Annotated in this window: 44 protein-coding genes and 1 pseudogene; 7 read left to right on the forward strand and 38 right to left on the reverse strand. The window is 69.9% G+C overall.

What is annotated here, in order from left to right:
- Positions 1-9 precede the first annotated feature (9 nt).
- Genes CP983_RS05970 through CP983_RS06005 form a run of 8 tightly spaced genes read right to left on the reverse strand, consistent with a single transcriptional unit; the run spans position 10 to position 4,070 of the window.
- The gene (locus CP983_RS05970; RefSeq protein ID WP_150498816.1) at positions 10-381 is read right to left on the reverse strand and encodes a hypothetical protein; all 372 of its coding nucleotides are present in this window, start codon (positions 379-381) and stop codon (positions 10-12) included.
- Between the two features lie 43 nt (positions 382-424).
- Complete coding sequence (locus CP983_RS05975) at positions 425-802, reverse strand: hypothetical protein (RefSeq protein WP_150498817.1); 378 nt, start codon at positions 800-802, stop codon at positions 425-427.
- Between the two features lie 51 nt (positions 803-853).
- Entirely contained in the window at positions 854-1,168 is a 315-nt protein-coding gene (locus CP983_RS05980; protein ID WP_150498818.1) for a hypothetical protein, read from the reverse strand.
- Positions 1,165-1,470 carry a zinc finger domain-containing protein gene (locus CP983_RS05985; RefSeq protein WP_150498819.1) on the reverse strand — a complete coding sequence of 102 codons (306 nt, stop codon included), beginning with the start codon at positions 1,468-1,470 and terminating at the stop codon, positions 1,165-1,167. Before CP983_RS05985 ends, CP983_RS05980 begins: the two co-directional genes overlap by 4 nt.
- The gene (locus CP983_RS05990; protein ID WP_150498820.1) at positions 1,467-1,775 is read right to left on the reverse strand and encodes a hypothetical protein; all 309 of its coding nucleotides are present in this window, start codon (positions 1,773-1,775) and stop codon (positions 1,467-1,469) included. The genes CP983_RS05985 and CP983_RS05990 overlap by 4 nt, the downstream gene beginning before the upstream one ends.
- Positions 1,772-2,527, reverse strand: coding sequence for a zinc finger domain-containing protein (locus CP983_RS05995; protein ID WP_150498821.1), 756 nt, complete (start codon positions 2,525-2,527; stop codon positions 1,772-1,774). The genes CP983_RS05990 and CP983_RS05995 overlap by 4 nt, the downstream gene beginning before the upstream one ends.
- On the reverse strand, positions 2,524-3,432 hold the full coding sequence (locus tag CP983_RS06000; RefSeq protein WP_150498822.1) for a hypothetical protein: 909 nt from the start codon (positions 3,430-3,432) through the stop codon (positions 2,524-2,526). The genes CP983_RS05995 and CP983_RS06000 overlap by 4 nt, the downstream gene beginning before the upstream one ends.
- A complete protein-coding gene (locus tag CP983_RS06005; protein ID WP_150498823.1) occupies positions 3,432-4,070 on the reverse strand; it encodes an HNH endonuclease in 639 nt (212 codons plus the stop codon). The genes CP983_RS06000 and CP983_RS06005 overlap by 1 nt, the downstream gene beginning before the upstream one ends.
- Positions 4,071-4,274: 204 nt before the next feature.
- Here CP983_RS06005 and CP983_RS06010 point away from each other — a divergent pair, with 204 nt between their 5' ends.
- Positions 4,275-4,469, forward strand: coding sequence for a hypothetical protein (locus CP983_RS06010; protein ID WP_150498824.1), 195 nt, complete (start codon positions 4,275-4,277; stop codon positions 4,467-4,469).
- A gap of 57 nt (positions 4,470-4,526) precedes the next feature.
- Here CP983_RS06010 and CP983_RS43880 read toward each other — a convergent pair whose 3' ends face one another.
- The 27 genes from CP983_RS43880 to CP983_RS06120 form a co-directional block, all read right to left on the reverse strand.
- Complete coding sequence (locus CP983_RS43880; RefSeq protein WP_167537656.1) at positions 4,527-4,685, reverse strand: hypothetical protein; 159 nt, start codon at positions 4,683-4,685, stop codon at positions 4,527-4,529.
- A complete protein-coding gene (locus tag CP983_RS06015) occupies positions 4,682-5,530 on the reverse strand; it encodes a hypothetical protein (protein ID WP_150498825.1) in 849 nt (282 codons plus the stop codon). The genes CP983_RS43880 and CP983_RS06015 overlap by 4 nt, the downstream gene beginning before the upstream one ends.
- Positions 5,527-5,862, reverse strand: coding sequence for a hypothetical protein (locus CP983_RS06020; protein WP_150498826.1), 336 nt, complete (start codon positions 5,860-5,862; stop codon positions 5,527-5,529). The genes CP983_RS06015 and CP983_RS06020 overlap by 4 nt, the downstream gene beginning before the upstream one ends.
- Positions 5,859-5,999 (reverse strand): hypothetical protein, encoded by a 141-nt coding sequence (locus CP983_RS43885; RefSeq protein ID WP_167537657.1) that lies wholly within the window; start codon positions 5,997-5,999, stop codon positions 5,859-5,861. Before CP983_RS43885 ends, CP983_RS06020 begins: the two co-directional genes overlap by 4 nt.
- Positions 5,999-6,334: a hypothetical protein gene (locus CP983_RS06025; RefSeq protein ID WP_150498827.1), complete on the reverse strand. Its 336-nt coding sequence runs from the start codon at positions 6,332-6,334 to the stop codon at positions 5,999-6,001. The genes CP983_RS43885 and CP983_RS06025 overlap by 1 nt, the downstream gene beginning before the upstream one ends.
- Positions 6,331-6,600, reverse strand: coding sequence for a hypothetical protein (locus CP983_RS06030; protein WP_150498828.1), 270 nt, complete (start codon positions 6,598-6,600; stop codon positions 6,331-6,333). The genes CP983_RS06025 and CP983_RS06030 overlap by 4 nt, the downstream gene beginning before the upstream one ends.
- Positions 6,601-6,670: 70 nt before the next feature.
- Positions 6,671-7,306: a hypothetical protein gene (locus tag CP983_RS06035; protein WP_150498829.1), complete on the reverse strand. Its 636-nt coding sequence runs from the start codon at positions 7,304-7,306 to the stop codon at positions 6,671-6,673.
- Positions 7,303-8,169: a hypothetical protein gene (locus CP983_RS06040; RefSeq protein WP_150498830.1), complete on the reverse strand. Its 867-nt coding sequence runs from the start codon at positions 8,167-8,169 to the stop codon at positions 7,303-7,305. Before CP983_RS06040 ends, CP983_RS06035 begins: the two co-directional genes overlap by 4 nt.
- Positions 8,162-9,034: a PD-(D/E)XK nuclease-like domain-containing protein gene (locus tag CP983_RS06045; RefSeq protein WP_167537658.1), complete on the reverse strand. Its 873-nt coding sequence runs from the start codon at positions 9,032-9,034 to the stop codon at positions 8,162-8,164. The genes CP983_RS06040 and CP983_RS06045 overlap by 8 nt, the downstream gene beginning before the upstream one ends.
- Positions 9,031-9,228 (reverse strand): V-type ATPase 116kDa subunit family protein, encoded by a 198-nt coding sequence (locus tag CP983_RS43890; protein WP_167537659.1) that lies wholly within the window; start codon positions 9,226-9,228, stop codon positions 9,031-9,033. The genes CP983_RS06045 and CP983_RS43890 overlap by 4 nt, the downstream gene beginning before the upstream one ends.
- Positions 9,225-9,872 carry a 3'-5' exonuclease gene (locus CP983_RS06050; protein WP_150498832.1) on the reverse strand — a complete coding sequence of 216 codons (648 nt, stop codon included), beginning with the start codon at positions 9,870-9,872 and terminating at the stop codon, positions 9,225-9,227. The genes CP983_RS43890 and CP983_RS06050 overlap by 4 nt, the downstream gene beginning before the upstream one ends.
- 131 nt (positions 9,873-10,003) lie before the next feature.
- Positions 10,004-11,098 (reverse strand): DNA polymerase III subunit beta, encoded by a 1,095-nt coding sequence (locus CP983_RS06055; RefSeq protein WP_167537660.1) that lies wholly within the window; start codon positions 11,096-11,098, stop codon positions 10,004-10,006.
- A gap of 8 nt (positions 11,099-11,106) precedes the next feature.
- On the reverse strand, positions 11,107-11,265 hold the full coding sequence (locus CP983_RS43895) for a hypothetical protein (protein ID WP_167537661.1): 159 nt from the start codon (positions 11,263-11,265) through the stop codon (positions 11,107-11,109).
- Positions 11,266-11,348: 83 nt separating this feature from the next.
- Positions 11,349-12,287, reverse strand: coding sequence for a hypothetical protein (locus CP983_RS06060; RefSeq protein WP_150498834.1), 939 nt, complete (start codon positions 12,285-12,287; stop codon positions 11,349-11,351).
- Between the two features lie 100 nt (positions 12,288-12,387).
- The gene (locus CP983_RS06065; protein ID WP_150498835.1) at positions 12,388-12,837 is read right to left on the reverse strand and encodes a hypothetical protein; all 450 of its coding nucleotides are present in this window, start codon (positions 12,835-12,837) and stop codon (positions 12,388-12,390) included.
- The gene (locus tag CP983_RS06070; RefSeq protein WP_150498836.1) at positions 12,834-13,037 is read right to left on the reverse strand and encodes a hypothetical protein; all 204 of its coding nucleotides are present in this window, start codon (positions 13,035-13,037) and stop codon (positions 12,834-12,836) included. Before CP983_RS06070 ends, CP983_RS06065 begins: the two co-directional genes overlap by 4 nt.
- Positions 13,037-13,255: a hypothetical protein gene (locus tag CP983_RS06075; RefSeq protein WP_150498837.1), complete on the reverse strand. Its 219-nt coding sequence runs from the start codon at positions 13,253-13,255 to the stop codon at positions 13,037-13,039. Before CP983_RS06075 ends, CP983_RS06070 begins: the two co-directional genes overlap by 1 nt.
- A complete protein-coding gene (locus CP983_RS06080) occupies positions 13,252-13,554 on the reverse strand; it encodes a DUF6197 family protein (protein ID WP_150498838.1) in 303 nt (100 codons plus the stop codon). The genes CP983_RS06075 and CP983_RS06080 overlap by 4 nt, the downstream gene beginning before the upstream one ends.
- Positions 13,554-13,727 (reverse strand): hypothetical protein, encoded by a 174-nt coding sequence (locus CP983_RS43900; protein WP_167537662.1) that lies wholly within the window; start codon positions 13,725-13,727, stop codon positions 13,554-13,556. Before CP983_RS43900 ends, CP983_RS06080 begins: the two co-directional genes overlap by 1 nt.
- The gene (locus CP983_RS06085; RefSeq protein ID WP_150498839.1) at positions 13,727-14,071 is read right to left on the reverse strand and encodes a DUF6197 family protein; all 345 of its coding nucleotides are present in this window, start codon (positions 14,069-14,071) and stop codon (positions 13,727-13,729) included. Before CP983_RS06085 ends, CP983_RS43900 begins: the two co-directional genes overlap by 1 nt.
- Entirely contained in the window at positions 14,068-14,301 is a 234-nt protein-coding gene (locus CP983_RS06090; RefSeq protein WP_150498840.1) for a hypothetical protein, read from the reverse strand. The genes CP983_RS06085 and CP983_RS06090 overlap by 4 nt, the downstream gene beginning before the upstream one ends.
- Entirely contained in the window at positions 14,298-15,053 is a 756-nt protein-coding gene (locus tag CP983_RS06095) for a hypothetical protein (RefSeq protein WP_150498841.1), read from the reverse strand. Before CP983_RS06095 ends, CP983_RS06090 begins: the two co-directional genes overlap by 4 nt.
- Positions 15,050-15,436, reverse strand: a complete 387-nt coding sequence (locus CP983_RS06100) for a hypothetical protein (RefSeq protein WP_150498842.1) — start codon at positions 15,434-15,436, stop codon at positions 15,050-15,052. The genes CP983_RS06095 and CP983_RS06100 overlap by 4 nt, the downstream gene beginning before the upstream one ends.
- Positions 15,433-15,717 carry a hypothetical protein gene (locus CP983_RS06105; RefSeq protein WP_229914649.1) on the reverse strand — a complete coding sequence of 95 codons (285 nt, stop codon included), beginning with the start codon at positions 15,715-15,717 and terminating at the stop codon, positions 15,433-15,435. The genes CP983_RS06100 and CP983_RS06105 overlap by 4 nt, the downstream gene beginning before the upstream one ends.
- Complete coding sequence (locus CP983_RS06110; protein WP_150498843.1) at positions 15,714-15,995, reverse strand: hypothetical protein; 282 nt, start codon at positions 15,993-15,995, stop codon at positions 15,714-15,716. The genes CP983_RS06105 and CP983_RS06110 overlap by 4 nt, the downstream gene beginning before the upstream one ends.
- A gap of 93 nt (positions 15,996-16,088) precedes the next feature.
- Positions 16,089-16,379, reverse strand: coding sequence for a helix-turn-helix transcriptional regulator (locus tag CP983_RS06115; RefSeq protein ID WP_150498844.1), 291 nt, complete (start codon positions 16,377-16,379; stop codon positions 16,089-16,091).
- 38 nt (positions 16,380-16,417) lie between these two features.
- Positions 16,418-16,657 carry a hypothetical protein gene (locus CP983_RS06120; RefSeq protein ID WP_150498845.1) on the reverse strand — a complete coding sequence of 80 codons (240 nt, stop codon included), beginning with the start codon at positions 16,655-16,657 and terminating at the stop codon, positions 16,418-16,420.
- 250 nt (positions 16,658-16,907) lie between these two features.
- On the opposite strand from CP983_RS06120, the gene CP983_RS06125 reads away from it, so the two are divergent.
- The 3 genes from CP983_RS06125 to CP983_RS06135 all read left to right on the forward strand — a co-directional run bounded on the left by CP983_RS06125 (position 16,908) and on the right by CP983_RS06135 (position 19,264).
- Complete coding sequence (locus tag CP983_RS06125) at positions 16,908-17,345, forward strand: hypothetical protein (protein WP_150498846.1); 438 nt, start codon at positions 16,908-16,910, stop codon at positions 17,343-17,345.
- 164 nt (positions 17,346-17,509) lie between these two features.
- Positions 17,510-17,956 (forward strand): hypothetical protein, encoded by a 447-nt coding sequence (locus tag CP983_RS06130; protein ID WP_150498847.1) that lies wholly within the window; start codon positions 17,510-17,512, stop codon positions 17,954-17,956.
- A gap of 15 nt (positions 17,957-17,971) precedes the next feature.
- Positions 17,972-19,264, forward strand: coding sequence for a tyrosine-type recombinase/integrase (locus CP983_RS06135; protein WP_150498848.1), 1,293 nt, complete (start codon positions 17,972-17,974; stop codon positions 19,262-19,264).
- A gap of 100 nt (positions 19,265-19,364) precedes the next feature.
- Here the strand turns inward: CP983_RS06135 and CP983_RS06140 are convergent.
- The 3 genes and pseudogenes from CP983_RS06140 to CP983_RS06150 form a co-directional block, all read right to left on the reverse strand.
- Positions 19,365-19,895 (reverse strand): annotated as a pseudogene (locus tag CP983_RS06140) (thiamine pyrophosphate-dependent dehydrogenase E1 component subunit alpha); the annotation flags it as partial.
- Positions 19,895-21,232: a M24 family metallopeptidase gene (locus tag CP983_RS06145; RefSeq protein ID WP_107908413.1), complete on the reverse strand. Its 1,338-nt coding sequence runs from the start codon at positions 21,230-21,232 to the stop codon at positions 19,895-19,897. The pseudogene CP983_RS06140 and the gene CP983_RS06145, both read right to left, overlap by 1 nt.
- Before the next feature lie 45 nt (positions 21,233-21,277).
- Positions 21,278-21,985 (reverse strand): helix-turn-helix domain-containing protein, encoded by a 708-nt coding sequence (locus CP983_RS06150; protein ID WP_150498849.1) that lies wholly within the window; start codon positions 21,983-21,985, stop codon positions 21,278-21,280.
- Between the two features lie 241 nt (positions 21,986-22,226).
- Here CP983_RS06150 and CP983_RS06155 point away from each other — a divergent pair, with 241 nt between their 5' ends.
- From CP983_RS06155 to CP983_RS06165, 3 genes are all read left to right on the forward strand, one after another.
- Positions 22,227-23,036, forward strand: a complete 810-nt coding sequence (locus CP983_RS06155; RefSeq protein WP_107908304.1) for a hypothetical protein — start codon at positions 22,227-22,229, stop codon at positions 23,034-23,036.
- Positions 23,037-23,176: 140 nt separating this feature from the next.
- Positions 23,177-23,986, forward strand: coding sequence for an SAM-dependent methyltransferase (locus tag CP983_RS06160; protein WP_150498850.1), 810 nt, complete (start codon positions 23,177-23,179; stop codon positions 23,984-23,986).
- A gap of 59 nt (positions 23,987-24,045) precedes the next feature.
- The gene (locus CP983_RS06165) at positions 24,046-25,449 is read left to right on the forward strand and encodes a type I glutamate--ammonia ligase (protein ID WP_150498851.1); all 1,404 of its coding nucleotides are present in this window, start codon (positions 24,046-24,048) and stop codon (positions 25,447-25,449) included.
- The last annotated feature ends 1 nt before the right edge of the window (position 25,450 follow it).

Raw genomic sequence — 25,450 nt, forward strand, 5'->3', positions numbered from 1 at the left:
TCCGGGAGTTCACTTGGTGGCGGACTTCAGGCGTTCGATCTCGCACCAGGGGCAGGCGTGGGTGCGCTCGCTGTCGACGAGCCAGTCGGCGTGCTTCCCGGCCGGGCACTGCTGCGGGTTCATGACCTCGTACTCGCTGAGCTCGTCGCGGAGGCGGCGGACTTCGGCGACGTCGAGGTCGTGCTGCTCGCGGAGGCGCTGCTCGTAGGAGCGCAGGTCTGCCTGCTCGGCGTCCGCGAGGGCGATAGCGGCGTCGGCGCGGCGCAGGTAGTCCTGCTCGTCGCTCTCGTACTGGGTGGGCCAGGTGTCTCCGTCGCGGACGGCCATGGCTGCCGCGTACCGGGTACGGCGGTCGGGCTGCTGGTTGGTGGTCGGGTTCACGGTGTGCCTCTCTCGGGTGGGGTGATGCGGGATGACGGGGGGCTTAGGCGGTGGGGGCGGCGAGGACCGGCTCCCAGGTGGCGCGCAGCGTGCTGGCGCAGTCGGCGAGGAACGCGCGCACGGCGGGCTCGTCGGCCTCCGTCACGTCGATCTCGACGGAGCAGTTGAAGCTCTTGCGCTGGAGGACGAAGAACAGCAGCAGCTGCTCCGGCCCCTCCCACTCGTGGAAGCCCGGCTTGTGCCAGTCCCAGCGGAAGCAGAAGTTGAGGTCCCGGTCGCCGGTGGCGAAGACGGTCTCCTCGGTGAACTCCTGCCAGGAGGCGAAGCGGGTGTGCTGGCCGTTCTTGAAGAAGTTCCCCGGCTCGCAGTAGTACGGGTGATCGAACTCCCACAGGTGCTGGGTCTCGGGCGTTGTGGTCATTTGGGCGCCTTTCGTGGCCGTGGTGTGGGTGGGCGGGGGACAACGCGCGGACTAGGCGGCGGGGTGGTGCTGTTGCCGGCTGGCGGGGTTGGCGTCGCATTTCGCGCAGGTGCACGTGCCGGGCGGCGGGGTGGAGACGAGCTGCAGGTGTGCGCGCTGTTCGCGGTAGCGGTCGCGCTTGTTGTTGGCGTAGGCGTCGTCGAGCTCGAAGCCGTTGAGGGCGGCGTCGAGTTCGGCGCGGTGCCGGGCCTGCTCGGCGGGCGTCCACGCGGGCGCGGGCTCGGTGCGCTGGTGCTTCGGGGGCCGAGCGTGGCCGAAGGTGCCGGTCGGGAGCGCCTCGGCCATCAACTTCTCGTAAGGCGTCATGCGGCGGTGTCCTCCGCTTCCTGGTAGCGGCGGGCGTGGACGGTGGTGCGGGCTCGCCCGTCTTCGTGGCACGGCGTCTCGGGGGTGACCTGGCACTGGGGGCAGCAGGCGGTGGCCTGCGCCCAGTCGGAGACCCGCTGCGGGTGCGGCTCGGTGAGGAGCCGGCCGGAGGTGCGGAGCTTGCACGGCTTGTGGGCGGCGACCCCGCAGTGCGGGCACGGGACGGAGCGGGCGGGGTGCTGGCCGGCGCGCATGAAGTGCCGGAGTTCGGCGGGCATCGGGGCGGAGTAGCGGATCGTCACTGGTTCTCCTCGTCGAGTAGCTGGCGTTGCTCGGTGCGGTAGCGGCGGACCGCGTCGGCCCAGACCTCGGGCGGCAGACTGCGTTCGGGCGCCGGTCCCGGCGGGCTGGTGCCGGTGGGCCAGGCGCCGGGACGGTGGCCGGGCGGCTTGGGTGTAGCTGGCTTGGCGGGTGGTTCGCGGCGGGCTTTGCCGATCGCGATCTGCGCCCGCATCAGGGCCCGCAGTTCGTCGCGGCCCTCGGCGCGGATCGCCTTCATGTCGGCGACCTGGATGCCGTCGTCCTCGGGGATCGCTTCGCCGGTCATGACGCGGCCTCCTCGTCGACGATCACGGCGTCTTCGATCTCGTCGGCTTCGCGGGCGAGGGCACGGGCGGACATCTGCCGGATCCGCTGCTCCTGCGCGGCCCGCTCCTCGCTGGCGGCCTCAGACTCGCCGTTGGCGGCCCGTATGCGGGCGCTGTGCGGCCTCAGGCGCGGCTTGCCCAGCGGCTGCTTCTCGCTGCCCCCGGGGCCCTTGCACGGCTTGCCGATCGCGGCCCGGCACTTCTCCACTGGGCACTCGACACCCAGCGGGCCGGAACGGCGCACCTGGTCGGCAAGCTCCGCGGCCTCGTCGCCGTCCTCAACCGGCCGGCCGACCTCCCAGCCGCGGGCCTCCAACTCGGCCACGAACTGCTTCGACGGGCCGCCCTCGAGCGCCAACCGGCCCGTCGGCGCCGGGACGGCACCGGAGGCGATCGCCTGGACCTGGCCGCGATAGCGGGCGATGAACTCAGCCGGGGTCTCGTCCGGGACGGGCTCGTACTGGAAGTTCTCCAGCCGCGCGGACCGGATTCTCGTGCGGAGGGTGCGGACATTGTGGGGCTGGATCCACAGCTTCTGGCTGGGGTCCTTGGGCGGGGTGCCGTAGAAGGCGGCGACTGCGGCGACTGCGTCGTCGTCGAAGGGCACGTCGTGGAGTGCGGCTGCCCATGCGCGGGCGTCGACCTTGCCGACCGTGCGGTTGTCGAACGCGGCGCAATGGCCGAGTAGTTGGGCGGCTTCGGACGGAGTCACTGGTTCTCCTCTGCTGCGAGTTCGGCGGCGAGGTCGAAGGCGGCGCCGGCTCGTCGGTCGGCGGTGGACATGGGGCGAGATGGGAAGTCGAGGACGTTCTCCGCTCCAGCGGCGGCGGGGAACTGTTGCGGCTGGGCGTTCATGGCCTGGTTGACGAAGCCGGGGATGGCGGAAGGGGCGGAGCCTTTGCGCATCCACAGGGAGAGGCCGGCCCGGATGTCGTCCGGGTGGATGTCCTCGTCGAGCAGCTTCTTGATCTGCTTGGAGGCCTGGCCGATGACGTTTCCGGGCGGACGCTTCGTGCAGCGGTCGATCCACTCGGCGACGATCGTCTGCGCCGTAACCGTTTCGAGTTGCTCGGGCGCTGCTTCTGCTGCGCCGACGAAGTCGGAATCGTCGACGACGACGAGCTCGACTTGGCCGTCCGCCTCAGCCCGCGGGACCCCTTCCTTTCCCTGTTCCCTGTTCCCTGTTCCTTTCCTTTCCTGGGGTGAGCCCTCAGTGCGCGCTCCGTGAGGAGTGCGTGAGTCCTCATCCCTGCTGGTCGGAGGCTCAGGGTCGGGTCGTTCTGCCTCGTCAGGGGCTGGAAGCTTGCTTTTCGTCGGACGGTTGATCCTCTGGTGCTCACGCCAGTTCGTCACGGCGATGTACCGCTTCTGCTTGAGCGTGTAGCGAGTAATCAGTGAGGACTCAGTGAGTGCCTTCAGGTCGACCTCGATGTCGGCCGCGGTGCGGTCGTCGAGCGGCCAGACTGCGGCCTTGATGAGACGAGGGTCGTCGACGCAGCGGCCGGCGTCGTCGGCGTGCGTCCAGAGCCCAATAAAGGTGAGCCGTTGCTCGGGCGTGAGGTCGGCGATCGTCAGCGACGTGAAGAACTCGGGCTTGATCGTGCGAATGCGGGCCATCAGACTCGGGCCCCTTTCGAGGTGTTGCAGCTGGTGCACAGCACCTGGAGGTTGTCGATGTCGCCGGATCCGCCTCGTGACCGCGGGTGGACGTGGTCGATCTCCAGGCCGCGGTACAGCGGACGTCCCGTAAGTGCGGGCGGGATGTAGTCGCCGGGCGACCAGCCGCATCCGCGGCACTGCCATCCGTCGCGGCGCAGCACCTGCGCGCGAACGCCCCGGGGTGCTGCGGGAGCAGGGGCCTGCGCGACGGCCTCACTCAGCTCGATCGAGGCCACGCCGCGGAGACTGAACGAAGCGGACTTGACGATCGCGTCGTAGGCGGCGGCCACCACGCGCGGCTGCCCGCCGATGCCGGCGTGCCGGAAGTAGCCGCAGATGAACAGCTCTTCTTCGAGACTGTCGGTTTCGGCGAGCCCGGCTGCTTCCAGTGCTTCGAGGCGCCAATGGAGTTCGGCCTCACTGAGGCCGCGGACCTTGCCCGCCCAGCGTCGAATGGTGAGAGGCAGCAGGCCCGCGTGGCTGATGTTGGGCTGCGAGAGGAGGAACAGGTAGAGACGCTGTTCTCCTTCACTGAGCTTCAGGAAGTCGGGGTCCTCCCAGATCGAGGTGAGGATCCGGCCGTGTCCACGGGCCATGAGTTGGTGTCCTTTGACGAGTGCTGATTGGGGGCTTTTGGGCGCACGGAACCAAGCCCTTCAGGGCGGCTTCTTCTGTGGATCTGGTGCCGCCTTGGCACGTCTCCACCCTACCCCAGGGTGTATAGTCACCCGCAACACATCAGCAATACGAATCGAGGTCGCGGGGTGTATAGGCACTGCACGGTCAGCTACGCTGGCCGCATGACGACGAAGGGGACGCCCGGCCGCATGGTCCGCATCGACGACCTGGTCTGGGCCGAGTACGGGCAGCTGTGCGAGGAGGAAGGGACGTCGCGCGCCGACGACATCCGCCGCCACGTCCACGCCCGCGTCCAGGCCTGGCGCAAGAAGCAGGCCGTGCAGCGTCGGCTCGATCGCCTGAACGACTCCGACTGATCCCATCCCCTGCTCCCCTCCTTGGCCTCGCCGTAGCGGGGCCTTTGTCGTGTCCGGCTAGTTGCTGGTGAGGTGCCAGGCGTTGCAGCTGGCGCAGTGGTAGGCGCGGTGTTCTCGTCGTTGCCGGCGGGGGTCACGTCGCCGGTTCGCGGAGGCGATGGCGGTGCGTGCGGCCTGCTTGCTGGGGTAGGGGCGTTTGCCGGTCAGGCAGGTCACGCGGCCACCTCCACGGCGTACTCCGGGTGGTCGCGGAAGGCGTGGTCGATGTAGGCCTTGGAGACCCCGAGGCGCGCGGCGGCGGCTTCACGGTTGAGGCCGCTGAACCGCATCACTTCGTTGGCGTCCTGGGCGACGATCAGCCGGCGGGTGATCCCGTACAGGGGCTCGAAGTCCGGGTCGTCGATGACGTCCATCCGCTCGGCCCAGTAGGCGACGGTCGGCCAGTTCTGCCGGTCGGCCCAGTTGCGGGCTCGCTTCGCCTGAACCTTGTCGACGCCGTGCCGCTCAGGCTTCAGGCCCTTCAGCCCTTCGTAGGCGCTGGCGACGGCCTTGGCGGTGCTTGCGTACACGGTCTCCCGGTGCAGCAGGTCGGTCATGTTCGGCGGGCTGAGCTCGGCGTGCACGGCGATGTGCTTGAGAGGCCAGCCTGCAGCTACCAGGGCCTTGATGCGGCGTGCGCTGCCTGCGCCAGGCACCTTGCCGCGGAGGTGGTTCTCCTCCGTGACGGCGAGGATCTTGGCGGCCATGTCGGGGCTGGTGCGTTGCCTGCGTCCCCGCCCGCGGCTGATGTTGGGGACGAGGAAGTCGCGGATGGTCTGAATGGACAGACCGGTCGTGGCGGCCACCCAGCCGGGCCCAATGCCGGCGGCTTCGAGCTGGAGGAGGTGCTGGCGGACGGGTTCGGCGTCGACGAATCCGTCCCAGATGCCCGCCTTCTTGGCGCGGAGGCGGGCCATGTTGCGCTCGTTGTACCGCTCGACGCACTCGGTCCGCCGGCAGCGGTAGTCGGTGTAGCAGGTGAGGTTGCGGTGGTGGGGGGCTTCGCGGACGGCGGTGGTCACTGGGACTCCTTCCGGGTGTCGGCGGTCCATGCGTCCCAGCAGGCGTCGAGGAGCTGGTCGTCTTGGCCGTGCTGGGTGGGGATGAGGGGTGCGTTTTCGATGTCGCGTGCGAGGCGGGCCATCTGCTCGACTTCGCGGAGGAGTTGGCGGCGTCGGGCGGTGCGCGCCCGCCGTGCCTCCCGGCGGGCGCGGAGGCGGGGTGCGAGGCGGGTGGCGGCGACCCAGCAGCCGCCAGCGACGGCCGCGGCGAACAGGCCGGGCCCGTACTCGCCGACGAGCTCCCACGTCTTGATGAGCCCGTTGGTGACGGTGTCGATCTGCTCGGGAGTCACGGCCGCCTCCCGATCGCACGCTTGTCGCGGCGACGCTGGAGGACGCCTTCGTAGATGGCGACGCCGAGCCCGACGATGGCGAGGACTGTGAACGGCCACCACAGGTTGGAGGCGGCGAAGTTGGCGGCGAGGCTCATCACGCCGCCGCCCGGTCTGCGTCAGTGCGGCGCCTGTAAACCGCTATGCGGTGGCCCTTGGTGGCGGGCGCGGTCGACGGCACGTACTGCCCGGTGTGGATGAGGTAGTTGCGGGACATGCCGCGCAGGGTTCCGGCGAGTACTCCCCCGGCGATGTCGGGGAGTTCTGCGCGCAGGTCGTTCGCGGAGACGGTGTCGTGGTCGCGAAGCCAGATGAGGATGGCCTGCGCGGCGACCTTGTTGTCCCAGTCGGATGCCTGGCGGACCAGCTGGGCGAGCGTCTTGTCGCGGGCGTCGCCGGCGACCTGCTCGGCGAGAGTGAGGCGGCGGCTCATCGGTTCCCCCGGTCCTGCTCGAAGTTGATGGCGGTGAGAGTGCGGAGCTCGTCCGCATGGCGGCGCTGCATGGCGTACAGCGCCTTCTCGTGCGGGTGGCAGAGAGCGAGGGCCCCCCATCCGGGGCGCATGCCGGGGATCCAGGTGGCGCCGTAGCCTCCGCAGCTGTTGCAGCGCAGGTTGTGGCCCATGCGCCCGGCCTCGGCGGCTTCCTCGGCGGTCGGGAGGGGCGGCCCGAACGGGTCGTGGACGGTGGTGTCGGACACGGTGTGCTTTCCTTCTCTGGGTGAGGGGCCGGCCCGCATTGCCCGCGGGCCGGCCTTCGCTGTGTGCGGGCTAGAACGGCGGGTCGGACGGGTCGGGGCCGAGGGTGAGTGCGGTGATCCGCTTCTCGATGTCGCTGGTGAGGTCGGCGCCGGCATGCTTCAGGGCGAAGGTGATCGTCTGGCCCACGCCCTGGGCGTCGCCCTTGCTGAGGAGCGCGGCGGCCAGGTATTCGGCGAGGACTCGACGGACGGGCTCGGGGATCTCGGCGGTGATGTCAGGAGTCGGGGCCCACGGGGTGTTCCTGTCTGCCGGGGCTGCCGGGAAGGTCCAGGGCGTCTTCGTGTCCCAGCCGTCGTCGGAGAGCTGGGCGTCGACGAGGTCGTCCACGTTGTTGTGGGCCTCGTCGAGCCCCTGCGCGAGGTTGCGGGCGGCCTGCCACCGCTGCTTGTCCCGGCTGGCGAGCCCCTTCGCAATGTGCGAGGCAACGAGACTGCGGGTGTCGTTGAAGCGGCGGCGCAGGGAGTGGAGCGCTTCCTGCAGATCGGCGGTGCGGGCTGCCTGGTCCTCGTCGCGGGCGAGGGTGGCGTAGCCCTGGCCGATCCAGGCGGCGACTTCGGCGATCCGCATGTCGGGCGGGTTCTCGTTGCAGTGGCGGGCCGCGGTGTCGAGGTGCTTCTCGGCTTCGGCGCGGTGGTCGATGTTCATGCGGCACCGCCGTTCTGCGCCGCGTTGCGCAGCTTGGCGACAAGCTCACGGATGGCGTTCGCGGACACGTGCTCCAGCGGGGCACCGAGGGCCTCGTAGGCGAGGACGTCGATGTCGTCCGTGATGCCCTGGTCTTCGCCGAAGTCGCGGAGTTCGCGGACCGCGGCGGCGTGGTCGTCGTCTGTGTCGACGTCCACCACGTCCGTCGGCGCGGGCTCGGCCGGCGCCTCCGTGACCGGGGCGGTGAGTGCGGCGACGGACAGCGGCGCCTGCTTCTGCTGGACGATCTCGCCGTGGACGTAGCCGCCGAGTTCCTCGGCGACATACGGCATGCCGTGCAGGGCGTCCGCTGCGACGAGCCTGCAGATCTCGCCCGTGGCGCGGGCGATGAGCATCGTCTTCGGCTGCTTCTTCCACTCGGACTTCTCGGTGAGCTTCATCTGGGCGGCCCGCCCCATGTCCCACTCGACGGTCTGCCACGCCTCGGCGCCCTTGCGGCGGCCCCGCATGACGCAGTGCCGCGCATCGGACTCGACGAGTTCGATCTCGTGCCCGGCCTTGAGGACGATGGCGCGCATGGCGTGGGCCCTCAGGGCGGGCTGCCCCTGGATGACGTCGATGCTCTTGAGCGAGGTCATCGGCTTGAGGCCGACCTCATGTCCAGCGAGGATGACGGCGACGATGGCGTCGCGGTCGTTCCGGTAGGCGCCGGCGAGGCTGGTGCCCGCGATGGCGTTGGCGATGCCGGAGATGGCGGACGCTTCCTGCGCCCACTTCTGGAGGCTTGATTCGACGGGCTGGTTGGCGGGCTGCTGGACGGCAACGACCTGCTGGTTGTCGCGGGTGGCGATCTCGTTACTCACCGATGTACTCCTCGAACTGTCGGATGGTTGCCCAGGCCGGCATGCCGAGCTGGGGGATGGTGGGGACGGGTCCGGTCCAGTCGGGCCAGATGCCGGTCTGCTCGCACTCGGCGTAGATGCGGAGGGCGCGTTCGTTGCGGGCGCGGCCGATGTCCTGGTCCTGGTCGGCGAGTTCGCGGACCGTGATCAGGTATGGGGCTTTCTTGGACTGGAAGGCGTAGAAGAAGCGGGCGCCTTCGGGGGCGAGTCCGGCGGCCTGGACGCCGTCGATGTAGAGGGCGCCCTGCTGGTGGTAGCTGTAGGACTCGATGGCCTTGCTGCACGCCTCGGGGTTGGCGTCGGTCGTGGTCTTCAGGTCGACGATGACCGTGACTTCGGGGCGGATGATCAGCCAGTCGGGGCGGGCCCTGCACCTGACGCCGGTCGCCGGATCCGTCCAGTAGATCGACCGCTCCGGGATGCCCATGCCGGGTGCGAGCAGAGGTCCGGCGTCCCGGTGCTCGCGGACCGCCTTCGCCATGGCGTCGACCTGAAGCTTCTCCTTCGGCAGGAGCGGCACCTTGCCTGCCGCGTAGGCGGCGTCACGCAGGATGCGGGCGTCGGCCTTCTTATAGTCGGAGAAGCCGGTGATCTCGACGATGTCGCAGCCCTCCCCCAGCACCGCCGCGTGGACGGCGTGCCCGAGGTCGAACTCCCGCTTGGGCGGGGCCGGGTTGTCGCGGTCGTACTTGAACTGGGCGGGGCAGCCGGGTGCGAGGAGGGCCCGCAGGCCGGTCGACGAGATCGACGTCTTGTCGGCGTGGTAGGACTCGGCGGCCAAGCCGTCGACGAAGCGAGGCGCCTCCGCCTCCACGGTGGCGGTCACCGGTTCAGCTCCCGCGCCAGCTCTTCGACCGTGTCCTTGGCGGTGTCGACCTTCTCTTCGAGCTCGTCGTGGCGGCGCTTCAGCTCGTCGCGTTCCTCGGTGAGCTCGCGGATCTTGTCGCTGGCCTCGTCGAGTTCGGCCTCGAGCTGTTCGATGCGGGCTTCGAGCTCGTCGGGTTCGATGGTGGTGGTCACGCGGCACCACCGATCACCGCGTCGTACACGTCGCGGGCCCATCGGGCATCGCCCAGCGCGGTGTGCGCGTCTTCCTTGGTGGGCGGCTCGACGCCGACGGCGCGCGACAGGTCATAGGACTTGAACGGCAGCTGCGGGCAGTCCGCCTGGAAGGCGAAGTCGCCTCCGTAGGCGCCTGACGCGGCCTGCCCGTACCGGTAACCGGCCGCCAGCGTGGCGATGTCGACGGGCCGGTAGTGCCAGGGCAGCTTGCGGCCGTGGGCCTGCAGCAGCTTGGTCAGGAACGCGATGTCAAAGCCGGGGTTCGAGCCGATGGCGACCGCGCCCGATAGCGCCTCTTGGAGGTCGAAGAGCATCTCAGGGATCAGCGACCGGAACGGCGGACCGGACTTCATGAACTCGACGGCGTCCCAGCCGTCCGGGATGGCGAACCGCTCCTCGAAGCGGCCGATCTTCAGCGCCTCGGGGTCCGCGGTGGCTAGGTCGGGGCGGACCTGCCAGACGTATTCGACGTCCACCCCGTCTTCGCGACGGCGGATGACGGCGATCTCCCAGGCGTCGCCGTAACGCGGGTCCAGGTGCGTCGTCTCGCAATCGACGAACGCCAGCGGCGCGGCGGGTTTTGTGGGGCTGGTGGTGCTCATGGCTCTCCGTTTCTGGGTGCACTGAAGGCGGGCCAGCTCCGCTCGGGGCTGGGGGTTGCTCCTCGCGGAGCTGGCCCTGGGGTGCCGCGGAGCCTTGAGGGAAAGCTCGACGCGGCGTATGGGGTTGTGGGCTAGAGGCGGACGGGCATGACGAGGTGCTGGTAGTCGGTGTCGTCGCCGACCGCGTGTACGAGTGCGGGCTTCGTCGGCCCAGTGAGGCCGATTCGGACTTCGTCGGTGCCGGCCACCGTGAGGGCGTCGAGGAGCGGCCCAGGCTGGAATGCGATCTGCAGGGACGGTCCGTCGATGTGGCGGCCGTCGACGTAGTCCATGGCGACCGCGCCGGTGTCGTCGCCGGCGGCCCGCACGGAGATGTCGTCGGATCCGAAGCCGAGAAGGATCTTCGGCTTGCCGTCGCCGGCGACGAGACAAGCCCGCTTGACAGTGGAGATCAGGTCGGCGGCCGGTGCGACCGCCTCGGTGGTGAACTGTGCGGGAATGAAGCGGTGCGGGTCCTGCCGGCCGGCCTCATCAAGCCGGTCGAGGGTGGAGTAGCGGACCCGGTCGCCGATCCCGACTGTCTTCCCGGCCAGCGACAGGGAGATGGCGCCTTCGAGGCCGAGGACGGCGTCGACGAGCGACCTGCCGACGACGAGGGCGCCCACCGGCTCCTGGTCGCGGGCGGGCGTCCAGGCGATGGTCCGCTCAGCCATGCGGTACCGATCGGTGGCCCACACCGTGAGCCGGTCGCCGCCTGCGGTCAGTTGGATGCCGGAACGCCACACCTGGAGGTCGTTGACCTTCGGGTCGGTGGCGGACACGGCCTGGCGGACCGCTTCGGCCAACTCTGACCCGTCGACGGTGCCGTCGGGGTCGGGCTGGTCTGCGACGGCGGGGTAGTCGCCAGCCGGCAGCAGGCTCAAGCGAAACAGGTCGCGGCCCGCGGCGAGTTCGACCTGCTCCTGGGCCGTGGCGAGTTCGATGAGCTCGGACCGGTAGGCGCCGACCACTTGGGCGGCCATGCGGCCCGGGACGACGATGCGTCCCGGCTCCATCACATCGGCCGGCAGAGTGGCCCGGGCGCCGCCGCCGTGGGAGGCGGCCCCGATCGTGACCGTGTCGTCGCCGGCATCGATGAGCAGTCCGGCATAGATCGGCTGGGTGGGCTTGGCGTCCAGTTGAGCGGCGGCCCAGGCGAGGAGGTCGGCGAACTGTCGCCGCGTCACGCGGGCCTTCATGCCGCGTCCCCGGCGTCGTCGAAGGCGAGCTGGTTCGGGTCCTCGCCCGGGTGCGCCTCACGGGTGTCGCCATCGGCGGCGGCCGGCCACGGGCCGGGTTTGCCGGTGCCGACAATCTCGTCGTCACCGAACAGTGCAAGCTGCTTGGTTTCCATCAGGGTCTCCATGGGATGCTGGTGTTCGACCCCCGGGCGTTCCGAGCGCTCGGGGTTTCTTCTTGGGTGCCGCAGCGGCGGGTCTATGCGGCGGCGTCGGTGAAGCAGCCGCCGCAACCGCCCCAGTCGTTGCGGTCGAACGCCTCTTTTTGCTCGTCGGCGAGGGAGTCGAAGGAGGGGCGGTCGCGGTCTGCGGCTTCGAGCCGTTCACGGAACTCGCTGAGCGGCAGCGGCCGCCCGCCGTCCTTCCAGTCCCGCAGGATCGCCACGTCGGCGTTCTTTTCGCGCCGGAAGCGGGCCTCCTCGGCCTCCATGTAGTCGTACCGGTCACGGTGGATGCGGTACGTCAGCTCCCAGTACGCCTGCCCGCCGCGCACGCACAGGCCGGCGCAGTTCGCGTGCGGGTAGCCTTCGTCGTACATGGCGGGGGCGGCGATCCCCGCCTCGGCTAGCCGTGCGACGGTCTCGCTCTGCTCGTAGTACGGCGGCTTCGTCAGCTGGAACTCGACCCGCCAGGCCTCAGCCTCAGGCATCAGGTTCGAGCAGCCCGCGCCTGGCAGCCGGCCGTCCTCGGTGAACAGCGGCCCGCGCAGTGTCTTGTTTCGGCAGCGTTTGCCGTTGTGGTGGTAGCCGGCCAGGATGCCCGGGATGCGGTGTTGCTCGTCCCACTTGATGCCGATGTGGATGACCGTGTCGGCCGGGTCGCAGTTCTTCCAGAGCCACTCGTAGCAGGGCTCCTGCTTGAGGGCCCGCGAGCATGGGGTGAAGCGCGAGTTTCCGAATATGCCCTCGTCGAAGAACACGTCGACGGGGGTGCGCTTCTGTGGGTCCGATACTTCAACGACTTCGATGCCGAGGTGTACGGCCGTCTCTTTCAGGAACCGGTAGTTGTCGGCGTCCTCAGCGTGGACGTTCGCGAACAGGGCGACGGTGTTCGTCACGCCGTGCTCGGCGATGGTCCGCGCCAGCAGTTCGTAGCTGCTGAGGCCGGTCGAGTACATCACCACCTGCTTGGTGGCCATTGCTGTGTCCCTCCGTTTGAGATGCTGTGTGGTGGGCCGTTCGGTCCCTCTTCTTGGGCGCCGGCCGTGGCGGGACCGGTGTCTCCGCCAGGCCGGCGGGTCAGGTGGTGGTCTGTCCCGGGTCGGTGACGGGTCCGAGGCGTCCGGCGTCGCGGGCGGCCCACAGGGTGGTGACGTCGATCGGCCCGGTGGCCTGGTCCTCGACGGCGCTGGTGTCACGCACCATCGGCGGCACGGTGACCCGGTTGGCGTTGGCCTCCGCGGCGAGCTGCGGGCCGAACTGGGCACGCAGGCGGAGGGCTTCGTCGCGCCACTCGTCGCGCTCCATCTGCATCTGGGCGGCAGCCTCTTCGGCCTCGCCCCGCAGCTGCTTCTCCTGCTCCCAGGCGGCGTTGGTGGTGACGACGTCGTGCATGAGGATCGCGAAGAAGTCGTCGGCGGCGGCCTGCCGGTTCATGACCGCGGCCATGTCCTGGCGGAGCCGACCCACCTCGTCGACGGCGCGGTGCTTGCGGTCACGGCGGGTGGGCCACGGAATGGTGAGGCTCACGGCTGCTCCTTGTTCAGTCCGAGTGCGGCGAGGAGGTCGCGCTTGTCGGCGGTGATGTGCGGGTCGGCCGCGAGCTCGGCTGCGGTCAGCTGCGGGTGTTCGGCAGCGATCCAGCGGTCGACATAGTTCGCTGCGGCCTGCTGGGTCTCCGGGTCGATGGCGCAGGGGCCGAAGTCGAATTCGAGCTCGTGGCCGCCCATCACGCCTCCAGGAAGCTGCGGTCGATGTAGCCGGCGCCGTCGCTGTCGGCGAAGTCGCGGGCGGTGGTGAGTTGCTGGTTGCGGTTCCGGGCGTCGGCGATCTGGGTGTTGAGCTCGCCGATCCGCTTGCGCAGGAGCCGGTTGACGTGGCGGACGAGGGCGTTGAACAGGCCCGCCATCGGCGACAGGCGCGGCGACGGCAGCGGCGCGGTAGTCATGACGCCGCCTTGTCAGCAGCGGCCCGCAGTGCGTCCTGCACGTCGCCCGCAGCCCGGCCGGGCTGCTGCTCCCATTCGCGGGGGTCGCAGCCGAGGTGCGCGGCCAGCTGGTCCCAGGCGGCGAGGGAAGTCTCCTCCGCGTTCCGGCTGCCCTTCCCGGGAACCAGCCCGATGGCCTGGTCGATGAGGGCGATCAGGCTGCGGTCGCGGGCCGGGTCCCAGCCGCAGCAGGCGACGAGATCACTCGCGCCGCGCAGGACCGCGGCGACACGGAAGCCGGTCACGGACAGCGTCACCATCACGCCACCACCCATCCGGCGTCGAGGCGGGCGGCGTCGAGGCGCAGTTCGTACTCGCGGACCTGGCCCGGCGTCCACTCACGCTCGTCCGGGCCGAACTCGCGGTGCGCCTCGGTCCAGACTCGGATCAGGGCGTCCTCGACGACGTCGGCGAGACGGATCGGGGAGCCCATCACGCCACCTTCCGCGCTGCCTGCTCGAACGCGGCGATCACGTCGCCCGGGGTGCGGTCGAATTCGTCGTTCCACTCGCTGATGGCGATGGTCGGCCAGGAGTCGGGCATCGGGAGGCGGAGGTGCTGGGCGAAGTCGAGGGCGATCACGTCGACTTCGTCGCTGCACGGGACCGGCTGCCCGTCGACTGCGATGCTGAGTGCGCCGACCGCGCAGACTGGCGACTCGGCCGGGGTCAGCTGGATGCCGACTCCGGACTCGCCGACCCCGTAGTAGGAGCCCTTGTAGTGGCCGTTCGTGCGGATGACGTCGGCGGCCTTCAGGTAGGTCTCAGAGAGCTTCACGACGCGGCCTCCTCGGCGGCAGGTGCGTGGGTGTAGTCGAGGGCGGGGTCGAGGAGGTGCCTGTATTCGGCGGCGATGCCGTCCGACTGGCGGCCGGTCGGCCACTCCGGGTGCCGGATCAGCCAGCCGACTCGGCCGAGACGCTCCTCGACCTTCCGGCGGGCAATGTCACGCGCCAGTTGTTCGGCCGGAACGTCGAGGGCGGCGATCGGCTTCACCGGGGCGTTCATGACGTCACCTCGGACCCCTCGGCCGCCTGGTCGGCGAGCTTCTCCAGGCGCTCCGCGGCGTCCTGCACACCGTCCGAGTAGCCGTCCAGGTAGGCCTGCGAACGGTCGCGATCCTCCGGCGCCTGGCCGTCCAGCTTCTCGACCTCCGTGGCGGCCTCGGAGAAGACGCTGGAGCGGAAGGCGCGCGGCTGGGCGAACGGGTCGTCCGCCTGCGGCATCGCCTGGTGGTAGAGCCACTGGGCACCCAGGGCGTCAGCGCCGGGATCGTCCGAGTCGAAAATGAAGGACGACAACGACCGGCCGGTGGCCGCCAAGGCGGTTTCAAGCTGGACGATGCGTGCGGCCTGCTTCTTCGCTGCTGTCTCCGCCTCGTGCTGCGGGGTGAAGACTTCTTTGCCGTGCTTGATGGCGGTGGCGCACGGCCAGCCGGTGACGACTCCCTCTTCCTGGCAGACCGCGCACAGCCAGGAGTTCGGCACCCCGCAGTCGTCGAAGACGGGGACGTGGAAGCGGGCCGGCAGCTTCGCGTTCTCCTCCAGCGAGAAGCCCGCGAGGATCTCGTAGTACGGGTGATCCGGGGCGTGCAGGAGCGTGGCCCGCTGCGCGCACCCGTCGTGCTCCACCGGCTTGCCATCGGCGACGTTGCTACGGCAGGTGCCGCACGCGGACGGGTCGGCGCTGGTGCTCTTCGCGGCGAGGAACTCGGCGCGCCGCTCGACCCAGAACGGGTCCATGTCGGAGTGCTGGCTCATGACGCGTCCTCCGTCCGCTGCTCGCCGGGGTGGGTGAGGTTGCGGACCGGCTTCCACGGGGCCCTGCCAGAGCCGGGGCACGGCTCGGACCAGTCCTTGCCTCCCCAGCGGTGGTTGCCCATGACGCCTTCGCGGGTCATCGCCCGGTCCTTCACGCAGTGGGCGCACCAGCCGCGGGGGCGAGCAGGCTCGGGGACGGCCGGGTAGACGATGCGGTAGCAGGGGTGGCCGACGGTGCGGCGCTTCTCGCCGTCGAGGCGGAAGCGCAGGTACCCCCCGCCCGCGCCGACGATCGTGGCGGGCTTGCCGTCGTAGGTGATGCGCATGCCGTGTCGCGCGGGCACGTCGTAGGTGCGGCGGATCCACTCCATCGTGCTGCTCACGACTTGCCCCCGTCCTGCACGGCGTGGGCTTCGCGGTCGGCGAGGACGCCCGTCCAGTAGACGTAGAACAGTTCGTCCAGCGCGGCGGCCTTCTCCGAGGCGGGCAGCTCCTCGAACGCGAGGCGGCCGATCTGCTCCGCCTCGAACCCGTCCGGGTGCGTAGCGATCAGCAGCTCCTCCGCCTCGTTCCACAGCGCACGGAATGCCGACACCATCGGGACGGACGACGTGATGCGGTCGAACTCGGTCAGCTCGACGTACTCGGGGCTCGGGTCGCTCACGACTCGTCACCGCCCGCCAGGAAGTTGGCGGTGTGCACCGAGTAGGTCGTCCAGGAGAACCGGCGGCCCTTGCCCGCCTCGCCCTTGCGGCGCTGCATGAGGCGCCACACCTTGCCGGGCAGGTACTCGTCCCAGCGGTACTCCCACTGGTCGGCGCCAGCCCAGTCAGTTTGGCGGGTCAGCGCGGCGGCCTGTGCAACGCTCAGGTCGGTGGCCACCGCGAGCGGCTTCTCACCGATCACGACCACGTAAGCAGTGGTCTGGGATGATGGCTTCACGTGAAGCCCCTTTCGTTTCGTGAGGTTCGTGAGGGGTGGAGCGCTGCGGTCGTCCCTGGCTTGGCAGTAAGGGGCGGCCGCTTTGTATGCCGCTCAGGCGGCGGCGCGGTGCTGACGCGGGATGCGGGGCTCCGGCGGCCGGGACTCGTGGACCCGGTCGGCGTCGTCGGCTACAAGGGCGTCGAGCTCGGCCTTCTTGTAGGCGTCGATGCCGGCGATCGCGTAGACGAGGCGGCCGTGGTAGCGCTGGCCCTTGGGGCCCTTGCCGGTGTGGCGCCAGTTCCAGAGGGTTCGGCGGGTGATGCTGAGCCGGCGGGCGGCTTCGTCACTCCAGACGAAGCCTTCCGGCGGCGCCGGGGGGCCTTCCTTCGAGAGGCGGGGCACTGGTTTTCCCTTCGTGGGGGCGGCGTGGGGACGGTATGTCATTGAGCCAATGACGTCGGGGGCATGAAGAGCACCAGGACGGTGACGCCGAGGGCCTCCACTACGCGATGCGCTTCGTTGACGTCGAGCCAGTCGAGGTCGCCACGCGCGATGCGCTCGATTTTCGACTTGCTGACCTGAGCCGTGGTGGCGAGGTCTCGGATGCTGTAGGACTGGCCGCGACCTGGGTGTTCCATGATCTTCAGGAAGGTTTCCAGGTCTCTCAGGACGTAGCGCACGCTCAATGGATCCCCCGAGTGCAGAGGTGCCTTTCGATGACCCCAACTTACTCGCCCCAGGGACGATTCGTCAATGACTCAGTGACGACCGGATAGCCGGTATCGGCCAAGCTTCGGTCTAGATAGCATCGAGTCGTAGACGTTTCGTCTCAGGTCCAGGATGGTTGTACGGACTGACCTGCTAGTTTTTCGCTGCACGCTTCTGCTACTAGAGACAGCCGGTGAGAGAGTGACGCGAGAGGACGACGATATGAAGGCCCCGGCCACCGCTCCAGACCCTGGGACGGCCGACGCCTCGAAGCTCGGCGCCCTCTCCCAGCTCGTCCAGGAAGCCAACGACAAAGGCCTCTCCTACCAGGACATGGCCGACCGAGCCGTCGACCCGGAAACTGGCACTCGCTACTACAAGCAGTCACTGCAGAAGCTGGTCCGCAACCCGCCGACCAACCCGCCCACGCCGGCCCAGATGCAGGCCATCGCCAACGGCATCGGCCGGCCGCTGCGCATCGTTCAGGCCGCCGCGGCCAAGCAGTGGCTGCTGTACGAGGCGACCGAGCTGAGCGGCTACGACGCCGAGGTGCGCATCATCGTCGGCCACCTCGCCGGGAAGTCGCGGGCGGAGCTGCTGCGCTGGCGCATGATGATCGAGGCCGACGAGAAGGCCCAACGTGAGGCCGACGAAGGCTAGTTGACGCCCCGTCACGGAGTCCGCACGGAATTCGATCGCGAATGTCCGTATGTAGACATTTCTTCAACCGGTTGTTGACGACTCTCAGTAGACGTACCCTTCACCAACCGTGCACATCCGGCCGATCTGGCTCGTCGTGCACTGTTGAGACGCGGGGAGGGTTCGTGCTGGACGTTGCCTACATAGCCGTCGATGACCTGCCGACAGGCAGGCTTGCGCAGATCGACGAGGACCGCGGAACCATCCGAGTACGCGTCGACAAGAATGCGCCCCTCCCCGACGTGATCCGGAAGCTCAACGACGAGATCGACCACTTCCTCGCCACCAGCCACTGGTTCCAGCTGTGGAACGACGAGATCGTCTCCCGCGCCACCCCCGGCTGCTCGCTCCGCGTCATCTACCGACTCGACCCCAGGGTGCCCGAACTGGACATCGGCATCGGCGAAGGCAAAGGGCGTATCACCGTCTACATCCCGCCCGAGTTCGACACCGAGCAGTTCGCCGTCGCCATGAACCCGGTCACCAAGGAGTTCCTCGCCGGCGGGCGCTGGTTCCAGATGTACGCCGGTGAGATCATCGACAACAGCCCGGAGCCCATGAGCCAGGTGTGACGAACGGGGGCGGCGATGGCGGGATACGTCGAGGACCGGTGGCTGACCAAGAAGCCCGACCCGGCCACCGGCAAGAGACGCGAGACCGCCCGCCACGGCAAGGGAAAGCGCTGGCGTGTGGCCGGTGTCCCCGGCGTGAAGGACCGGTCGTTCACGACCGAGGCGGCGGCGAAGAAGTGGCTGAAGGAGTCGGCCACCGACTCTGAGCGCGGCACCTTCTACGACCCGCGCGACGGCGAAATGCTGTTGCAGGAGTACGTGGAGAAGCACTGGTGGCCCAACCTGCGCAGGGCGCCGACCACAAAGCAGTCCATGAGGCCGCGGGTCTTCAACCACATCCTTCCCCACGTGGGCCATCTGCCGCTGAACCGGATCGGGCACGACGAGGTGAAGGCCTGGCAGACCCGGGCCGAAGAGGACATCGACACCGGCACGCTGGTGGTGACCTGGCGGAACTTTTCGTCCATCATGCAGGCCGCGCACAAGGCCAAGCGGATCCCCGTCAACCCGTTCCGCGACCCGGACCTCGTGGCGCCGACGGTGCCCAAGTCGAAGGCGAAGGCGTGGTCTGACGCCACGCTTGCGGCCGTGCGTGCAGAACTGGCGACCCGCTACCAGATGCTGGCCGACCTCGGGTTCACGTCCGGCCTGCGGCAGGGTGAGGCGTTCGGAGTGTCCCCGGATGACGTGGACGGTGACGTGCTGCGGGTGGTCCGGCAGATCATCAACGTCAACGGACGGCTGGCGTTCGGGCCGCCCAAGGGGAACAAGGAACGGGAAGCGCCATGCCCTCCCGAACTGGCCCGCGCCATCAAGGAGTACGCGGACACCTTCCCGCCGGTCGAGGTGACGTTGCCGTGGGTGGACCCGGACAGGCCGAACCTGGCGTGGGAGGCGCGGCCCTCGCGGACCGTGCGCCTGCTGGTGACGACTGGCCACACGGGCAAGGTTCGCGGCGGAGCGGTGAGCCGGGACATGTTCAACGAGCTGCACTGGAAGCCGGCCCTCGCCGCGGCCGGTGTGATCCCTGCGTCGACCGAGAAGTCCGGCCGGCGCGTGAAGTACAGGATGCCGCGCGAGGATGGTTTCCACGTCCTACGGCACACGTTCGCTAGCGTGGTGCTGGCGGAGGGTGAGACCATTGGGCAGCTGGCCGCATGGCTCGGTCACGCGGACCCGGCCTTCACGCTGCGGACCTATGTGCACTTCATGCCGAAGTCGGGTATCAAGGCAGTGGCCGCCCTGGGCGGGATGCTGAGCCGCGTTGCGAGTGCGGCTGATGCGGGCGGGACTCCTGAGAATCTATAGCGGTTCTGGATCTCCCCAGATTCTCCCCAGCGCATGATCATTACATGAACCGAGCGCCGTTCGCCCAGGTCAGAGGGTATGAGAGTCGAGGAGTTGCTCAGTACTCCATGTACAGGTTGTTCTCGCAGACGAACAGCACGGGCAGCTTCCATACGGCGGCCAGGTTGAGCGCCTCGTGGAAGGCGCCGATGTTGGTGGCGCCGTCCCCGAAGAAGGCGACGGCGATCTGGTCTGTGCCGCGCAGCCGTGCCGACCACGCGGCGCCGGCCGCCATCGGGAGGTGGGCGCCGACGATGGCGTAGGAGCCGAGCATGCCGGTGGACGCCTTGGTGAGGTGCATGGAGCCGCCCTTGGCCCCGCACAACCCCGTTGCCCGGCTCATGAGTTCGGCCAGGCACTCCTCCGGCGTGGCGCCCCGCGCCATCGCGTGGTGGTGGCCGCGGTAGGTGGCGAAGACGTAGTCGTCGGGCCGCAGGGCGGCGCTCGCGCCGACGGCGACGGCCTCGTGTCCGGCGGCGAGGTGGGTGGTGCCCTTCACCAGCCCCTGGAGGAACAGGTCGTGGGCGGCCTTCTCCGTACGGCGGATGACGGTCATCTGCTCGTAGGCGGCGAGGAGTCCGGCCGGTTCCATCAGCGACTCCCGTTGCCGCGCGAGGTGTTGAGGTGGGACTGCGACTCGCGGCGGGTGTCGAGCGCGCCGCCCACCGTCCAGTACTTGCGGCCCGCGACGAGCAGTTCCTCCGCCGGGAACTTGGTGATGACCTCGCAGCCGTCGGCGGTGACGACGACTTCCTCCTCGATCCGCGCGGCGGACCAGCCGTCTGCGGCGGGCCAGTAGGTCTCCAGGGCGAAGACCATGCCCTCTTCGAGGACCTCGGGGTGGTCGAGGGAGACCAGCCGGCTGAAGATCGGCTTCTCCCAGATCGACAGGCCCACGCCATGGCCGTACTGCAACGCGAACGCGGCGGTCTCGTCGGCGAAGCCGAACTCCTCGGCGCGCGGCCAGACCTCGACGATGTCCGCGGTCGTGGCGCCGGGCCGGACGAGCGCGATGGCCCGGTCCATGTACTCACGGCAGCGGACGTAGGCGTCGCGCTGGGCGCCGGAGGCGCTGCCGACCGCGAAGGTGCGGTAGTAGCAGGTGCGGTAGCCGAGGTGGCTGTGCAGGATGTCGAAGAAGGCGGGGTCGCCGGGCCGGATCAGGCGGTCGCTGTAGACGTGCGGGTGCGGTGAACAGCGTTCGCCGGAGATCGCGTTGACGCCCTCGACGTACTCGCTGCCGAGGTCGTACAGGACCTTGCTGACCACGCCGACGCATTCGTTCTCGCGCACGCCGGGGCGCAGATAGCCGTACAGCTCCTCGTACGCCGCGTCGACCATCGCGCAGGCCTGGGTGAGCAGGGAGATCTCGTCCGGGGTCTTGATGCGGCGGGCCTCCAGGAAGACCTGCTGGCCGTCCACGACGTCGATGCCCTCGGCGCGCAGCGCGGTGAGGATCGGCATCTCGGCGACATCGATGCCGAGCGGCTCGCCGGCCAGGCCGTGCTCGCGCAGCTCGGCGGCGATCTTCGCGGCGACGTCCTCGGCGATGCCCGCGTCCGGGTGGAAGGCGCCGCGGAGCGTGGAGATGCCGGCGCGGGCGCCGGTGGGCGGGCCGCCCTTGCCGTCGCTGTAGTCGAGCCACGGGTTGTACAGCTGGTGGTGGCGGGCGGCGGAGCCGAAGTCCCAGACGATCGGCTCGCCACCGCGGACCAGCAGGGCGAAGCGGATCAGCTTGTCCATCGCCCAGGTGCCGATGTGCGTGGCGGTCATGTAGCGGATGTTGGCGAAGTCGAAGCTGAGCACCGCACCGAGCTCGGAGCGGTTCAGGGTCTCGTTGAGGCGGGCCAGCCGCTGCCTGCGCAGCCGGTCCAGGTCGACGCGCTCTTCCCAGTCGACGGCATTGGGTCCGAATGTGCGGATCGCCATGGCGACCACCCCCACTTCGGAGTGAACGACTGTCCGGGACGGGTGTCAAGTGTCACTGAACATCTCGGTGGACACGAACCAGGTACCGACCGCCGGTACGTCTCCATCGTTGCGGTAGCGGTGCGGGGTCGTCGACTCGAAGCAGACGGCGTCCCCGGGGCGCAGCGTGTACTCGTCGAAGCCGAGGGTGAGGATCAGCTCGCCCGAGGTCAGACACCCGTACTCGGTGCCGGCGTGGCGCATGAGGCCGCCGGAGCTGGAAGAGGCGCCGCCGGGCCGGTAGGTCACCTGGAGAAAGTCGACGTGCGTGCCGGGGACGTGGCCGAGCCGCTCCCACACCACACCGGAGTCCAGCTCCAGCACCTCCCGCTCGTCCGGCGTGACCACCGGCCCGATGCGGCGGCCGGGGTCGGCGGCGAAGGAGGCTAGGGCGTGCAGGACGGTGCCGGGGGCGGGGTCCGTGGCGGTGCCGGGTGCCGTGCCGGGCCCGGGGGTGAGGGCCGTCGCGGGTGCCGTCGCCGCGGTCGCGATGCCGCCCTCGCCCGCGTCAAAAAGCGACTCGATCGAGATGCCGAGGGCGGTCGTGATGGCGTAGAGGGTGCTGACCGAGGGCTGGCTCTTGCCGTTCTCGATCTGCGAGACGAGGCTCGCCGACACGCCGATCTCACGCGCGAGCGCCCGCAGGCTCGTCCCGTGTGCGAGGCGCGCCTGCCGGATGCGCGCACCGACGGGCGGGACCGCGGCGGGTGACATGGGGCGGCTCCTCTCGGGCACCGGGAGACGGCACCGTTCGCTCTCATTGAACAGCGAAGAGAGCCCGAAAGGTACCGGTACCGGAAATCGGGGGCGCCAGGACCTCCCCGCCGGGCGGTCCGGGCCGGCTGACGGACGGGCCGTCCCGTGGCGCTCACCCGAACGGTCCGGCGTAGCTGGTGGGCCGTCAGAACCGGTGGTGCGCTGGGGACACCCGTCGCGTCCACAGGAGGCATCCCAGATGATCCGTCGCCCGTCCCGTCCTGTCCGTGTGCTCTCCTCGGCCCTGGCCGTCGGTGCGTTGCTGACCACCGCGGCCTGCTCGGACGACGGCGGCGACGTCTCCCAGGCCGGTGCCGTCGCCCGGCAGACACCGAGCACGTCCCCGACCACCACCCTCACCCAGGCCGGTGCCGACGCCGCGCTGATCACCGCGGCGGACATCGAGGACGACTGGACGCAGGTGAAGGACTCGGACGTCGCCAACTGGCACGACAGCCTGCGCATCGGCGACGTCGACGTGGACGACTTCCTCAGCGGCAAGACGGACTCCGCGGACTGCCAGCGGCTGCTCGACGGCCTCTACACCGACCAGTTGCTGGGCAAGCCGTCCGGGGCGTCGGCGCTGCGCGGTTTCCAGCAGGGCGAATCCCGCCTGCTGTACCAGGTGGCCGCCTACGAGCGGACCGACCCGCAGGAGGCCCTGGCCTGGCTCGAGACCCTTCCGCAGGAGTGCGACGAGTTCACCGTCACCGGCAACGGCGGCGAGGAGCGCACGGTCCAGGTCATCGAGACGACGCTGCCCGATGAGGGCGACGACCGAGTCGGCCTGCGCGTCAGCATCACGGGGACGTCGAACGGCCAGTCGGCGACCCTGACCGAGGACGTCGCCGCCGTGCGCGTCGGCACCGACGCGATCACCGTCACCGCGGGCGGCCTCAACGGCGGCCAGCCGGACTCCGTCGAACAGGCCGTCAAGCTCGGCACGCAGCGTCTGAAGGACGTCCTGGCCGGGAAGACGCCGGCGCCGACCCCCAGCGAGTTCGACTAGCCGGACCACGCCCGTTCTCTCCCCGCACGCGCGCCAACGGCCCCGTCCGCTGTGCCGATTCCCGGGACAGCGTGATCAACGGAGCGGCACAATGGCGACGATGACCGGTTTCGGTCGTTCGTGCGAGGAGAGGACGAGTCGTGAGTGATGGCCACACCCCGTCGGGCGGGTCGGCGAGGCTGAACACCGGTGTGGCGCACAACGCGCGGGTGTGGAACTACTGGATCGGCGGCAAGGACAACTACGAGGTCGACCAGCAGGTCGGCGAGCATGTCGCCGGGATGTTCCCGATCATCCGGGACATCGCCCGCGCCGACCGCGACTTCCTCGGCCGCGCCGTCCGCTTCCTGGCCGAGGAGCAGGGCGTACGGCAGTTCCTGGACATCGGCACCGGGCTGCCGACGGCGGACAACACCCATGAGATAGCCCAGCGCATCGCGCCCGACTCACGGATCGTGTACGTCGACAACGACCCGATCGTGCTGGTGCACGCCCGCACCCTGCTGACGGGCACTCATGAGGGCGTCACCGCGTACATCGACGCCGACGTTCACGACCCGGACGCCATCGTCGAACGCGCCTCGCAGACCCTGGACTTCACGCGGCCGGTCGCGGTGATGATGCTGGGCATCCTCAACTTCGTCCTGGACTACGACAAGGCCCGCGAGATCGTGCGGCGCGTCATGGCCGCCGTTCCCTCCGACAGTCTCCTGGTGCTCACCCACCCGACCTTCGACTCCGAGGTCGGCGGCGAGGGCCAGATCCCGGCGATGGAGTTCTGGAACGAGAACGCCACGCCGCCGATCACCGCCCGCAGCGGTGCGGACATCGCCGCCTTCTTCGAGGGCCTGGAGCTGCTGGAGCCGGGGATGGTGTCCTGCTCGCAGTGGCGCGCCCCCGGTTCTCCCGCCGCGGTGCCGCAGTACGGAGCGGTGGGCGTGAAACCCTGACGGCCGGCGGGGCACAACCGGACCCGCCGCGCAACGGCCGAGTTCGTCGAGGAGACCGTATGACCACCCTGGCCGACCCAGTCCCGGGCGGACGTCCCGGTGACGTCGAGCGGGCCACCGCGCTGAGCGGCGAGCTGGCCGGGCGGGGCGTGCACGGGATCGTCCTGGCCTACGTGGACACCGCGGGCATCTGCCGGGTGAAGACGGTCCCGACGGCGAAGCTGGCCTCGGCGGCGGCCTGGGGTGTCGGGATGTCGCCGGTGTTCGACACGTTCCTCGCGAACGACTCCATCGTCACCACCGACGTCCTCGGTTCCCCGGACGGCGATCTGCGGCTCTACCCCGACCTGGATCACCTGGTGGAGCTCGCCGGCCAGCCCGGCTGGGCGTGGGCGCCGGTCGACCGGATCACGCAGGAGGGCGAGCAGCACCCGGGATGTGGCCGCACTTTCCTGCGGAGGACGGTCCGTGAGGCCGCCGAGCGCCATGGCGTCACCTTCCGGGCGGCCATCGAGATCGAGTGGGCCGTCGCCCGGCCACCGGGCGCCGACGGCGCGTTCGTGCCCGCGGTCACGGGTCCGGCGTACGGCGCCACCCGGCAGGTCGAGCTGAGCGACTGCTCCGCCGATCTGCTGGCGGCGCTCGCACGGCAGGGCGTGGAGGTCGACCAGTTCCATCCGGAGTACGCGGCGGGGCAGTTCGAGCTGTCGGTGGCCGCCCTGGATCCGGTCGCGGCGGCCGACCGCAGTGTGCTGGTCCGGCAGACGATCCGGGCGGTGGCGCAGCGGCACGGACTCGCGGTGTCCTTCGCCCCTGCGGTCCTCGGGCAGGGCGTCGGCAACGGCGGCCATGTCCATCTCTCCGCCTGGCGTGACGGGGTGAACCTGCACGCGGGCGGTGACCGCAGGCACGGGATGCGGCCCGAGGCGGAGTCCTTCGTCGCCGGTGTGCTCGGCCACCTGCCCGCCCTGACCGCGGTGACCGTGCCCAGTCCGGCCGGCTATCTGCGGCTGAGGCCCTCGCAGTGGGCCGGGGTGTTCACCGCCTGGGGGCGGGAGACCCGGGAGGCGGGCCTGCGGGTGGTCACCGGCACGGCGGGCCACCGCGAGCAGGCCGCGAACCTGGAGGTCAAGCCGGTGGACCTGGCCGCAAACCCGTATCTCGCCCTGGGCTGCCTGATCGCCGCCGGCCTCGACGGTGTCGAGTCGGGCGCGCTGCTGCCCGAGGAGATCACCGGCGACCCGGCGCGTCTCGGCGCGCAGGAGGCCGCCGCGCGCGGGGTGCGCAGGCTGCCGGTCTCGCTGGGCGAGGCCGTCGAGGAGTTCCGCGCCGACGGGCCGCTGCGGGCCGCGCTGGGCCCAGTGCTGGCGGACGCCGTGATCGCCGTACGGCAGGGCGAGATCGACGCCGTCGCCGGGCTCGACGACGACCAGGTGGCCGCCGCGTACCGGTGGAAGTACTGAC

It is taken from the genome of Streptomyces chartreusis (genome assembly GCF_008704715.1).
GTDB lineage: Bacteria > Actinomycetota > Actinomycetes > Streptomycetales > Streptomycetaceae > Streptomyces > Streptomyces chartreusis.